Annotated in this window: 17 protein-coding genes; 16 read left to right on the top strand and 1 reads right to left on the bottom strand. The window is 70.2% G+C overall.

The window, feature by feature from the left end; genetic code table 11:
• The 14 genes from ACL06G_RS14885 to ACL06G_RS14950 all read left to right on the top strand — a co-directional run.
• A partial coding sequence (locus tag ACL06G_RS14885; protein WP_412836023.1) for a hypothetical protein occupies positions 1 to 597 on the top strand: 597 nt, incomplete at its 5' end.
• Entirely contained in the window at positions 594 to 995 is a 402-nt protein-coding gene (locus tag ACL06G_RS14890; RefSeq protein WP_412836024.1) for a hypothetical protein, read from the top strand. The genes ACL06G_RS14885 and ACL06G_RS14890, both read left to right, overlap by 4 nt.
• 171 nt (positions 996 to 1166) lie before the next feature.
• Positions 1167 to 1412, top strand: coding sequence for a hypothetical protein (locus tag ACL06G_RS14895; protein WP_412836025.1), 246 nt, complete (start codon positions 1167 to 1169; stop codon positions 1410 to 1412).
• The gene (locus ACL06G_RS14900; protein ID WP_412836026.1) at positions 1409 to 1987 is read left to right on the top strand and encodes a hypothetical protein; all 579 of its coding nucleotides are present in this window, start codon (positions 1409 to 1411) and stop codon (positions 1985 to 1987) included. The genes ACL06G_RS14895 and ACL06G_RS14900 overlap by 4 nt, the downstream gene beginning before the upstream one ends.
• Positions 1984 to 2301, top strand: a complete 318-nt coding sequence (locus tag ACL06G_RS14905) for a hypothetical protein (protein ID WP_412836027.1) — start codon at positions 1984 to 1986, stop codon at positions 2299 to 2301. Before ACL06G_RS14900 ends, ACL06G_RS14905 begins: the two co-directional genes overlap by 4 nt.
• 130 nt (positions 2302 to 2431) lie before the next feature.
• Positions 2432 to 3283, top strand: a complete 852-nt coding sequence (locus tag ACL06G_RS14910) for a ParA family protein (protein WP_412836028.1) — start codon at positions 2432 to 2434, stop codon at positions 3281 to 3283.
• Positions 3273 to 4286, top strand: coding sequence for a hypothetical protein (locus ACL06G_RS14915; protein WP_412836029.1), 1014 nt, complete (start codon positions 3273 to 3275; stop codon positions 4284 to 4286). The genes ACL06G_RS14910 and ACL06G_RS14915 overlap by 11 nt, the downstream gene beginning before the upstream one ends.
• 167 nt (positions 4287 to 4453) lie before the next feature.
• Entirely contained in the window at positions 4454 to 4771 is a 318-nt protein-coding gene (locus ACL06G_RS14920; protein WP_412836030.1) for a hypothetical protein, read from the top strand.
• Between the two features lie 74 nt (positions 4772 to 4845).
• Positions 4846 to 5370 carry a hypothetical protein gene (locus tag ACL06G_RS14925; RefSeq protein ID WP_412836031.1) on the top strand — a complete coding sequence of 175 codons (525 nt, stop codon included), beginning with the start codon at positions 4846 to 4848 and terminating at the stop codon, positions 5368 to 5370.
• Positions 5371 to 5446: 76 nt separating this feature from the next.
• Entirely contained in the window at positions 5447 to 6526 is a 1080-nt protein-coding gene (locus ACL06G_RS14930; protein ID WP_503167850.1) for a tetratricopeptide repeat protein, read from the top strand.
• Between the two features lie 98 nt (positions 6527 to 6624).
• On the top strand, positions 6625 to 7611 hold the full coding sequence (locus ACL06G_RS14935) for a hypothetical protein (RefSeq protein WP_412836033.1): 987 nt from the start codon (positions 6625 to 6627) through the stop codon (positions 7609 to 7611).
• 34 nt (positions 7612 to 7645) lie between these two features.
• On the top strand, positions 7646 to 8029 hold the full coding sequence (locus ACL06G_RS14940; RefSeq protein ID WP_412836034.1) for a hypothetical protein: 384 nt from the start codon (positions 7646 to 7648) through the stop codon (positions 8027 to 8029).
• A 100-nt stretch (positions 8030 to 8129) separates the two neighbouring features.
• Entirely contained in the window at positions 8130 to 8396 is a 267-nt protein-coding gene (locus ACL06G_RS14945; RefSeq protein WP_412836035.1) for a toxin-antitoxin system HicB family antitoxin, read from the top strand.
• Entirely contained in the window at positions 8393 to 8761 is a 369-nt protein-coding gene (locus tag ACL06G_RS14950) for a fic family toxin-antitoxin system, toxin component (protein ID WP_412836036.1), read from the top strand. The genes ACL06G_RS14945 and ACL06G_RS14950 overlap by 4 nt, the downstream gene beginning before the upstream one ends.
• Positions 8762 to 8885: 124 nt before the next feature.
• Here ACL06G_RS14950 and ACL06G_RS14955 read toward each other — a convergent pair whose 3' ends face one another.
• Positions 8886 to 9833, bottom strand: coding sequence for an LAETG motif-containing sortase-dependent surface protein (locus tag ACL06G_RS14955; RefSeq protein ID WP_412836037.1), 948 nt, complete (start codon positions 9831 to 9833; stop codon positions 8886 to 8888).
• 681 nt (positions 9834 to 10514) lie between these two features.
• On the opposite strand from ACL06G_RS14955, the gene ACL06G_RS14960 reads away from it, so the two are divergent.
• Positions 10515 to 11420, top strand: coding sequence for a site-specific integrase (locus tag ACL06G_RS14960; protein WP_412836038.1), 906 nt, complete (start codon positions 10515 to 10517; stop codon positions 11418 to 11420).
• Positions 11421 to 11433: 13 nt separating this feature from the next.
• Positions 11434 to 11700 (top strand): hypothetical protein, encoded by a 267-nt coding sequence (locus ACL06G_RS14965; protein ID WP_412836039.1) that lies wholly within the window; start codon positions 11434 to 11436, stop codon positions 11698 to 11700.
• The last annotated feature ends 66 nt before the right edge of the window (positions 11701 to 11766 follow it).

Here is an 11766-nt window from a genome sequence, read left to right on the forward strand (position 1 = left end):
CCCCGGCAGGCGCCGCGACCGGCCAGCCCACCCGACACCACCACCGAGAAAGGCACCACGGTGACCACCACCGACACCACCACCAGCACCACAGGCGACGAGGAGCAGACCTACTGGGACGACATCTCCGCCCACGCCATCACCTACGCCCACCTCGCCAACCAGCGCGTCGACCTCCACGCCGCAGCCCGCTCCGCCGTCGACCTCCACCGCCAGCACGGCACCGGCGGACTGGTCGACGCCGCCGCCGTCATGCTCTCCATGGCCAGCGTCGGATGCCCCGACCAGCTCCGCGGTTCCGACGGCCTCCCCGACTCCGACCGGCTCACCGCCGAGGCCCACGCAGACCTGACCAGCTCCGCCATGCGCTCCACCCGCACCGGAGCCCGCCGCGCCGCCGACGCAGGCCGGCTCACCGGCCTGCGCCCCGCCATCAGCAGGGCGCTCGCCGCTCACGGCCCCCGCGCCGCGGCCGCCGCCCTCCGCGAAGCCGCCGTCGACAAGGCCACCGTCCTCGTCCTCCTCGCCACAGCCTCCTTCGTGCTCCGTACCGTCGCCCACCACGCACACACCGCCACCCAGGAAGAGAACCCGTGACCACCACCCACCCTCCCGGCACCGACCACTGGCCGCCCGTCATCGACACCGGCACCGTCACCTACCGTCCGCCCACCGGCATCCCCGCGACCCGGATGATGACCGCCTTCCGCACCGGCCACCGCCACGTCACCTGCGTCGTCACCGAGCTCGGGGACGGCATGAGCATCACCAACGCCCACGCCGAGCTGCGGGTCGCCCTCGAGGAGATGTGGCCCAGCGAGCACGTGCGGATCATCGAGCACTACCCGCCCGAATCCGGCTGCGGCCCTGAGCACTACGACCAGGCCGACGCCTCCCGGGACGGCCAGTGGCGCGGCCTGCGCCTGCACACGCCCACCCTCCAGGAAGAGATGGGCCCGAACCTTCCCACCAGCAGCCCGGCCACGTCCTCCTGACCGGCACTCAAGGGCCTGCCCCGGACCGCCCATTGGCGCCGGGGCGGGCCCGTCGTCCTGTCCAGCTCACGTAAACACCCCCGCTGAACATTGAGGAAAGGCAATGCATCACATAGAGTGATGACACAAGGAAACGGACAGCACCCCACCGACCAGGAGAAACACACACCCATGCTGGCAACCATCGACCTCAACACGGTCCCCCTCGACCGCGTCCCGCTCCTGCTGCGCCCCACCAAGAAGAAACTCACCACCACCGGACGCGCCCACTGCATCCACGACAACTACGCCCGCTCCACCTACGGCCGATGGCTCCCCCGCCGCTGCACCCGCGACGACCCTGGCACCCTGTTCAACCGGCTCCGCGAACCGCGTCCCACCCGCGCCCTGACGCTCCCGGGGGAGGCTCCGGCATGACGCGCCACCCCGAGCCACCCCAGTCCGCTACCGCCCTCGGGCACACGATGGCGCACAACCCGTCCCACGGCCTCGCGAACCGCTGGACGTGCACCGCGCACGACTGCGGCGCCTGGGCCGAACAGACCGCAGGCGTCCTGACCGGCTCCAGCCTCACCGCACCATGCCCCGCCCTCGAACCGCCCCCCGAGCCCACGGACCCGCGCCCCGCCCGGCCGCCGCTGATCCCCGTCCACCGAGCTGGCCACGACTCCGTGCCCGCACCTGACGTCCTCCTCGGCCTCTGGTACGCGCCCACCTGCCGCTCCTGCTGCCGTGGCGTCGGCCAGCTCCACGACTGCACGTGCGACGTCCCTCTGTGCAGCCGGACGGGCCTGGCCTGCCCGGACCCCGAGGACGACCCCGGCCACATCTGCGACACCCCCGAGTGGGACGGCTACTGGCCCGGCGAACGCGAGTGCGCCGCACACCGCCTCGCCTACCGTGCGGACGGCACCTGGTTCCCCGACCTCAACCGGCTCCACCGCGAAGGCCGCTGGAACCCGGACCTCCGAACGTGGGAGGTGCCCGGATGAGTACCGACGCCGTATACCGGATCGGAGACGACAGTTGGCGACCCTCCGACCTGGCACGACCCGGAACCGCCGTCATCCGCCCAGCCGTCCTGCACCGCCGCCGCGACAGCGACAGGGCCATCACCAGCACACCGTGCTGCGGTACCGTCCGCCACATCCCCGCCCGCTTCCTCACCCTGGAGAGCGGCGACCTGCCAGGCTGGCCCGAGCAGTGCCCCGGGTGCCGCTGGCACTACAGGCTGGAGCCCGTCCAGACCCGCCCCGGCGGAATGGACACGCTCTACGGCGTGAAGTGGACCTCCCAGGGCTACTGAACGCACGGCGCCCGCCGGGGGGAGTCACCATCCCCGACGGGCGCCAACCGAACCCGACCCTCAACCAACGGCAAGGAGAGCAAAGAGCCGTGACCACCCACAATATCCACCACAGCGGAGGGGGCAACGCATGAGCCACGAGACGATGGATACCTTCTCCGACGAGGACACCCAGGTCCCCTCGGCCCGCCACCACGGCGACGAGCTCCTTCACCAGACGCCTCAGGACGTCGCGGAGGAATCCTCCTCCTCCTACGTCCCTCCGGAGCAAGAACCGGACATCGTCGCCACGGCCGGCTTCAAGGGCGGGATCGGCAAGAGCCGTACTGCCAAGGAGCTCTCCGCCCTCTTCCAGGCAGTTCTCACCGACCTGGAATGGGACTGGGGCGGCGTGACCCGCGGATGGGGGTACTTCGAGGAGAACAGGGTCAAGTCCCCGCTCATCGAAGCCTTCCGCACCGGGAAGACTCCCCGCCCGCTGTCCGGCGGCGGCCGGAAGCCCGACCTGATCCCCGGCCACACCGACTTCGAGCGCAACCAGCCCCGCGCCGAAGTGGTGGCTGAACACCTCAACCGCTGGTCCCACGACCTCAAGCGCCGCCTGGTGGTCGACACCCACCCCGGTGGCAGCGAGTCCACCTACGGCGCCATGGCAGCCGCCCGCGTCACCGTCGTCCCCGCCGTCCTCGGCCGCGACGAGATGCGCGCTCTGGAGGGACTGTTGCAGAACGTCGCGGACTACCCGCTGCTCGTCATCCCCTACAAGATCGGCCGAAGCCCCGCCGCCTGGGCCCTGGACGAACTCGTCAAGTTCAAGGGCAAGTACGGCATCACCATCGGCCCTCCGGTGAGCAACTACACCTGGATCCCCGACCGGAAGAACCGGGTCCCGATCTGCGCGTCGGCCGAGTCCAAGCGCACGTCCCCGTTCATCGAGGAGATGCGGGCCGTGGCCGAGGCGGTGGACAGCTATGGCCGGTGACGGACTCGATGCCCTGAACGCCAAGAGGGCGAAGAACGCGAGGAAGAAGCCCAGCACCAGCAGCTCCCAGAACGCCTCTGGCGACGGTGGGCAGGACAGCGGCAGCTCCGGCACGCAGCAGGACCGCGTACGCCGTCAGCCGCCCCGGCCTCTGCACCGCAAGGCCGAACCGGCTCCCGCTGCGGCCGAGCCTCAGCAGGCTCCGGTGGCCGAGGAGAAGCCTCCGCCGGCACCGGAGCCCGCCCGCCCGGCCGCTCCTCCGGCCCCCGGCCCGGCTCCCGTCACGGAACCGCCGCCCTCCGCACCCAGCGGCCGTACGGCGGAAGCTCCACCGGCACCACCCCGGCCGGAGCCCGAACCGGCTCCCGCTGCGGCCGAGCCTCAGCAGGCTCCGGTGGCCGAGGAGAAGCCTCCGCCGGCACCGGAGCCCGCCCGCCCGGCCTCCGAGCCGTCGGTGACCGGGGCCGAGCTGGCACGCCACATGGCCTCGGCGGCTCCGGCACCCGCGGCGGAGGGCGCCCCGCAGTGGGACCAGTACACGCCGCCTCCGGTGCCGGAAGGGTTCCCCCGCGCGGAGAACGTGCTGCTGCAGCGCTTCATCGACCGGGAACCGCTGAACGCCTCGGTGCCCGAGCCGCTGCAGATCGCTCACCGGTTGCAGCTGCTCAAGGTCGTCTCCCGCATAAACCACATCCCGCAGGGCGACCTTGTGACCGTCGCCCTGGACTGGTGGCTGCGCGGAGGCAAGCCGACCACGTCGGACATCGACCCTCCGTGGAACAGCTACACCGGCCCCGGCACCCCCGGGGACGTCCCCCACGCCGAGGACGTGCTCCAGCAGCGCTTCATCAACCGGGAAACCCTCAAGGCGTCGGTGCCGAAGCCGCTGGAGCTGAACCACCGGCTGACGACGTACAAGGTCCTCAACCGGCTCCACAAGGTGCCCGTCGGGGATGTTGTAGCGGTCGCCATGGACCGGTGGCTGCGCATCATGGGCTTCTGACCAGCACAGAAGTCTCAAGGTGAGCCCGCCGCACTCTGGTGCGGCGGGCTCTTCCCGACGCGTGTCACTAGAAGCACGTCCATTGACATGACTAGAGTTCTAGGTAGTGACATGCGCGTGTCTCTAGTGACACGCGCGCTTCCCCCACCACTCCACAGGAGGACACCGTGCGCACCGGCGCCGACTACGCCCGCAGCCTCCGCGAGATCGCGGACGCCCTCGAGAACGAAGACCGCAGCAGGACACAACCCGACTGGTCCGCCCCCCACCCCGACACCGCCCGCGTCCTGGACTCCCGTCGCGCCACAAAGGAGCAGCTCAACTACTCCGTGCCGCAGGCCCTCGACCTCAAGCGCCGCCTGTTCGCCCTCAACGCCGACCAGGGCAGCCCCGGCGCCGGAACCCTCGTCGCCTCACTCCTGGACACCGCCCTGCGCTCCCTGGGCTACCCCCCGGACCCCGCCCGCCTCCACCAAGAGCATTGAACCGCCCACACGCCCACAGCGCCGCTCCTACGCTCCCTGGGAGTACCGCCCGACGCATCGAGGAGGAACCCCGCATGTACGAACCCGCCGACAGCAACACCCGCCCCGACGCGGAAGATGATGCGACCTGCCACGACGAATCCGGCGCCCGCCGGCCGGGAGAGCAGGCCACCTCACCCGGCCGGACCGGCACGCCGGACGCCGACGACCCGAGCTCCGACACCTCACCCCACACGGCAGATGTTGCGACCAGGGCCGAGGCGACCAGCCGCGATCTGGAGGCGGTCTCCGTTGCCGCCGAGTCACTTCCCTACCTCTCGCACCGCCTGTCCGGCAGCGACCTGAGCAGCGACGAGGCGTTCCTGATGCTCCGCCTCGGGCGCCTGGCGCAGCAAGCCGCGTTGGCGTACCTCACCGCCGCATCCGGCTCGCACGACGCCCATCACGCGTACGCCCTGCGCCTGCTGGGGGAGCGCCGTCTTCGCACCGCCTTGCTGCAGCTCGACCACGGCCACGCCCAACACGGCGACCTGATGCCACCTCACCCGTGCAACGGACGGCCGGAACCCCACGAAAACCCACCCTCTGAATCTATGTAATAAGGTTGGTAAAAGTGCTAGAATGGGTATTGCAAGGCACAACTGGACACCTCACCCTGATGAGGAGAACAGCGCAATGCCCAACAGCCCAGACCCCTCCCTGCCGCGCCGAACTCCCGTACACACACGGCTCCTCGGCGCCCAGACCCAAGGACGTGAGAACTCCATGGAACGACGGAAGCTCCTGAACGCCTTCCTCGCGACCGCCAGCCTCCCCGCCGCCCTCACCCTCACCAACGCGGCCACCGCCCACGCCTCCACCCTGGAAGCCGCCGGCACCACCACCAAGGCGCTGGAACGCCTCCGCACCACCCTGGACCGCATCGCCTCCGACCACATGACCCCCCACTGCAACCCCACCGACCTCACCTCCCGCGCACTCGCCGCCTGGCGCGACGCCACGGCCCTCACCCGCACCCGCCACGACAACATCGCCCGCGTCGCCCAAGCACACGCCGCCGGACTCCTCGCCGGATTCCACACCGACGCCGGCAACTCCTACGAAGCAGCCGCCTGGTTCCGCCACGCCTTCCGCGCATCCCCCGACACCGACACCTCCGCCTGGGTCCGCGCCTGCGCCACCTGGGCACCCCTCTACCGCGGCGACCACGAACGCTCCATCGCCTGCGCCGAATCAGCAGCCGGACTCGCCTCCCGCCGCACCCCCACCGGCGCCTTCGCCTACGACCAACTCGCCCGCGCCCGCGCCGCCGCCGGAGACCACGCCGGCGCCCGCACCGCCCTCGGCACCGCCGAGAACGCACTCGTCACCACACGCGACGAAGCCGACGCACCCCCCAGCCTCATCCACTACACCCACCGCCAGCACGCCACGTACGCCGCGGACACCTGCGCCCGCATCGGAGACACCGACATCGCCCGCGCCTGGCTCGGCGCCGTCCGCAGCACCGAACACAACGCGATGAACCGCGCGCTTGCCGACCTCACCGAAGCCGAGTGCTTCCACCGCGACGGCCGCACCGACGAGGCAGCCTCCTACGCCCGCGCCTGCCTCCAATCCGTCAGCCCCGAACACCGCAACGACGTCATCACTGGCCGAGCACGCGAGCTTGCCACCCTCTTCCGCGACACCGCCGACACCGCCAGCACCCGCGAACTCCGCGACTACGCCGCCACCTACAGCGCAGCCGCCTGACCACCGCGGAGGCCGGGGCACACCCCGGCCTCCGCACCACCCCGCCCGCAGCTGACCGCAACCAGGCCCTTGTACGTCTGGCGGGTGAGAATCGCTTCATGCCCAATTCGCCCCGCCCGACCACACCCGACTTCATCCGGGAAGCAGCCAACCGCGCCCAGAGCATCTCCGCCAACGCCCGACGCGCACTCTCCATCGCCGCCACCAGCCAGCTCGCGCAACAAGCTGCCCTCTACCCCCGCTCCATCGCCGCCGCAGAAGCTGCCCAGCGTGCGCTGGACACCCACCGCACCGCCTTCCAAGCCGGACACCTTGCCCGCTCAGCCCAGACGGCCGCGCAGTGGCAACAGCAGATCTCCGCCATCCAGCGCCGACTCACCATCTCCCGCAGCCTCTACGAACGCGTCGCGCGCGCCTCCCGTGACCTCCTCCCGGACAACCTGTCCGGCCTCGAGGCAGACGACATCGAAAGCGTCCTGAAGATCAGCCACTCCGACGGGCTCTCCCTCGCCTGGGCACCGCACCCGGATACCGTCCTCGCCGTCCTGGCCGCCACCACCCCCGAGCAGCGCTCCACCACGCTGACCGACCACCGCGACACCGTCCTGCAGGACGTATCCGCCAGCCTCGACCAGATCACGGCATCCGACCTCGCAGAGCTCCGAGATCTCCTCGACGCCGCCGTGGCGGCGGCAGACGCCGGTCACGACGAAGCCGCCCAGGCCCTCGCCGGCAACGTCCTCGACACCACGATGACCGATCACGGCAGTGCCCTGGTCCGCTCCACATTCCCTGCGGCCAACTACGCCGACAAGCAGGTCGGGAAGTCCCACGGTTTCACCCTCAACGCGGCCTTGCAGCAGTACCCGCTCAGCCAGGACCTAACGCTGTTCCAGTACGTCCGCTACCTCGTCCTCGCGGGCCTGAGCGAAGCCTTCGCCCCTTCCTGGAACGCTCACGACGGGTTCAACCGCCACCGCACCGCCCACGAGGTATCCCGAGCCACCTACCGTCCCGGCTTCGTCCTCCCCGCCCTTCTCCTGGCCCAGGCCCTGCTCCGCCTCATCGACCAGGACATGACCTGACCCGTCCAGAGCAGCACCGTCGTACGCTGGAGACATGGCCGGGCGGATACGCCTCTGCGCGTACATCCACTGCACCGAGCCGCTGCCGGCGACTTCCCGCAGCGACAAGCAGTTCTGCTCCGCGGCGTGCAAGGCTGCCGCGCGCCGGTGGCGCCGGCATTACGAGGAAGCCGTCGAAATCGGGTTGTGGCTGACTCTCGGCGCCGAGACCGCGCACGTCGTCCGCTGCCCGGCCTGCGGCCGTCGGTTCGCTCTCGGCCACGGGCACCGCCGGGACTCCGTGTACTGCTGCCACGCCTGCAGGCAGGCCGCCTACCGTTCCCGGAAGGCCTCCGAGCGGGTACGCGAATCCGTCACCCCGCCCCACCCGGTGACGGCTCCCCGTACCCGCTACGCGCCCGTGACCAGCGAAACGTAGTTCAAGGCCCGCGTTCGTGACGGAGAGCCGCAGGCCACCGCTCTCCGCCCGACCCTCGCGCACCTCTCCACGTAATGACGCCATTGGTAGCATTGACGTCATGGAGACGAAGCCGATCACCCTCCGCGTCCCCGCCGACGACGCCGACCGCATCACCCGAGAAGCCGCCGAGCACGGCCTCTCCGTAAACGCCTACGTCCACCAGACCGTCATGGCCGACGTGAACAAGGACATCGCCCGCTTCATCGCCCCCCTGCGCGGCTACGCCGCCGCCCTCAACGCCGACCCCTCCGCCAGCGCAGCATTCGACGAGCTCGACTCCCGGATCGACCCCAAACCGCGCACCGCCGGAAGGGCCGCCGCGTGAGCGACCGCCTCACCCCTTCCCACCTGTCCGCCGCCGCCGGAACCCTCCCCGGCGACCCCGGCGTAGACGACTGGGGCGTCCCCGCCGCCGTCGCAGGCCGCTGCGAAGCCGCCATCTCCGGCAGCCCCGTCTACCAGGGCGCCAGAGCCCAAGCCGCCGCCGCCTTCCACACCCTCATCCGCCTGCCGATGCTGGAGCACTCCAACGCCCGCTTCGCCACCCTCATCGCCATCGGGATCCTCGACCACCACGCCGTCACCCCTCCCACCGACTGGAGCGCCTGGGCCAAACTCGCCAGCACCGTCGAAGCCGGCACCGCCCGCGTCAGCGACGTCCACCAGGCCATCACCGACTGGACCAGCTGAACCGGGCCCTCACCTGCCGCTCAACGCGGTGAGTCCCGGCCTGTCACAGACAGACCGGGACTCACCAAGCACAACAACCTGGTCGCCTGGCTCCCACGCGCGAGGTGTCCAGCGACCCGGTGATTCAGCCTCCCTGGGCGGCGCTACGGCGCCGCATCAAGAACAACGTGGCTCCTCCAGCGAAAAGAACTGCGGCACCGATCCCACCGACGAGAACGGTGGCTGATCCAGCACCCGTCTCAGCGAGGTCGGTCCCTTCACCAGTCTGCGGAGTTGCCCCGCCACCGGAAGAGGACCCGGAGTCCGACCCCTCAGAGCCACCCGTTCCCGCAGCCCCTCCCGCACCGCTCGTTCCTCCGCTCTCTCCGCCGCTCGAACCCTCCGAGCCTCCGGTCGTCCCTCCGCTGGTCTCCTCCCCAGCGGTCGGCATGGCACAGGTCGCCTCAGCGAGGGTGATCTCACCAGAAGCCTTCACCACTCCCAGGTTGAGCGGGTTCACGGCGTACGACAGACTCAGGGCCGTCGCTGCGCCCTCCTCCTCGGTCGTCGTGACCTGCTCCAGTTCCAGATCGACGTTGCCGACACCGGGGACCTTGACCTCCTGGCCCTGCGAGGACTTCAGCGCCTCGACATCGACGGGCTCTCCGAGCACCTCGATGTCCTCCAGCTCGGCGGAAGCGGCCGGCTTCTGTCCCCTGACGCAGGATGCCTCCGCCTCCAAGAGGTCGGCCTTCACCAGCGGCTTGAGGGTCAGTCCGGGCGCGAAGGCGCGGACACCGACGAGCTTCACGGCACCGGTCGCCCGCGACGCGTCCGCCTTGGCGCTGGAGTGGGCGACCTCTGCCTTCACCAGGCGAACCGGCTGGCCGTCAGCCACTCCCTGCACGTCAGCGGTCAGGAGCGTCCTGTCCGCGTCCTCCGGCGCCTCGACAGCGTTGAGCGAGGCGGTGACGGGCACCTTGACTCCGCCCAGCACGGATACCTCAAGGTCCGTGGTGGCGCTGACGGCAGTCGCCTCTCCAGGAGACCCCGTTCCTCCGTCAGAAGGCTCGGCGTGGGCGGGGATGGTCATGAGCGCCGTGCTGAACGCGAGCCCGGCGCCTGCCAGGAGAGCAGTCGGGCGTGCGGATATGCGAAGAGACAACAGGATGAACCTCAAAATGAAATGGGTGGACAGTTCCCGTGCAAGCGGCTGCCGCAGCACGGGTCCCCCGTTAACTCGGCATGGGAAGCGGGGCGGCGCGATGCGCTCGCCCGTCACAAACTGATACTACGTCAATCCGAAGAGTGGCTGCGCGCGAAGTTCCCGAGAGGCTGGCTCCCTGCGCACCGCATCCGACCTGCACAAGCAGTGCGGCGCGCGGCCCCCACAGCCGCGCGCCGACCCCGGGACATGCGCTTCCCACCCCAGACTTCGGCCACCAGCAGTCCGAACCTTGAGCACCAACCGCCGTACGAGTGACACGGCTAGGCCAACAGGGTGAGCCCGGAGCGTCGCAGTTTGGGCACGCTGCTCCATACGCGATCTCATGGCACCCGGATGGAGCAGCGAACTCCCTGCCCGGCAACCTCTTTTTCCGATCCGGAAACACCACTAAACCTATGTGTCGTAACAGACCGGTACCCCAGCCCACCACCGTCCTGTGGGCGCGGGGGCGCCGCCCCGCCTCGTTCACCGCACCACGGACCTCAGCCACCGGGTGAGAATGGCTGAGGTATCGTTCTGTTACGACACATAGCGTAGAGTGTGGGAATGCTCCGGATGCCGGCACCCCTGGCCGTGGTCCGCTCCTGGATCAACGGCCCGAACAGTGAAGCAGGCGCCTTCTTCTCCGAAGCGGCGCGCTACCACTACCCGCGCGACGTCGCTGACTGGTTGTCCTTCTCCGGCGATCTTCTGTGGCAGCCCACTCCGATGACGCTGCAGAACTGGGTCATCGGTTACCGCACCTCCCCCCGATCCCGCGACCGCGCCACCGCTGCGGTGCGGTCCTTCTACCGGTACGCCGAGCGGCACCGGCTGTGCCGCCACTGCGGTCACGGCTACGGCACCACGACGCCGGAAGGTGAAGCGGGTATCAGCCCCGGTCGTGCGGAGTGCGCGCACCCACACTCGATCACCCTCGTTCCGCACGGCACGTACGCCGAACTGCGGCAGAATCACCACCGGTTCTCCGACGGCAGGCCCGGCCGCGACTACCTGGAGCCCGGCCAGGCGCGGGCCCTGATGCTCGCGGCTGCCTCCTTCGCCGGGCAGTACGCCGAGCGGACCCGGGTGATCGTGTACCTGCTGCTGTCGAACCTTCGGCCAGGGCAGGTGACCGCGATGCGGCTGGAGGGCCGACGGGACGAGCAGCACCGGGTGACGTGGGCGGTGCCGCAGAAGAACGCGTCCCGGAACGCCACGGTGCGGCAGGAGATCCCGCGTGAGGCGGTGCTGGCGATCGACGCCTACCTTCCGGTGCGGGCGGTGCGGCCTCCGCACTCCTACCCGGAATCCGGGCCACTGCTGACCTCCCGCTACGGTAAGCCGCTGGACCGGATGAACTCCGTCCTGCGTGGCCTGCGGGCCGTGGCTGTCACGCACCCCGATCTCAGGCACCTGGCGCCGGAGCTGTCGGCCGACGCCGTTGCGCACTCGCCTTCTCCGTTCGAGTAAGGAGCCCTGCCTGATGATCGAAGTCCTCCCTGTGCGTGGCCGCGGCCACCTCGAGGGCGACACCGTGCTCCTGGTGGTGCGCGGGGCCCACCATCCCGAGGTGAAGGCGCCAATGCTGGACCAGGTGCTTCCCACCGGCACGGTGGTGCGGTTGGTCGGCGTGCGGTACCTGATCTCCTCGGTGGAGGTCGACCTCGGCGGCGTCGACTCGGCTCAGGCGGCGGTGTACTACCGGGCGCGGGTGCTGGCCGACGCCGAGCTCGGTTCCCCGGACTTCTGATGCGGGGGCTGCTCGCCATCGCGGGACGCTGATGTGCTGGATCCGATGTTGCCTGCTCGGTGGGGT

The sequence above is a fragment of the Streptomyces callyspongiae genome, assembly GCF_047200695.1.
In the GTDB taxonomy this organism is placed as follows: domain Bacteria; phylum Actinomycetota; class Actinomycetes; order Streptomycetales; family Streptomycetaceae; genus Streptomyces.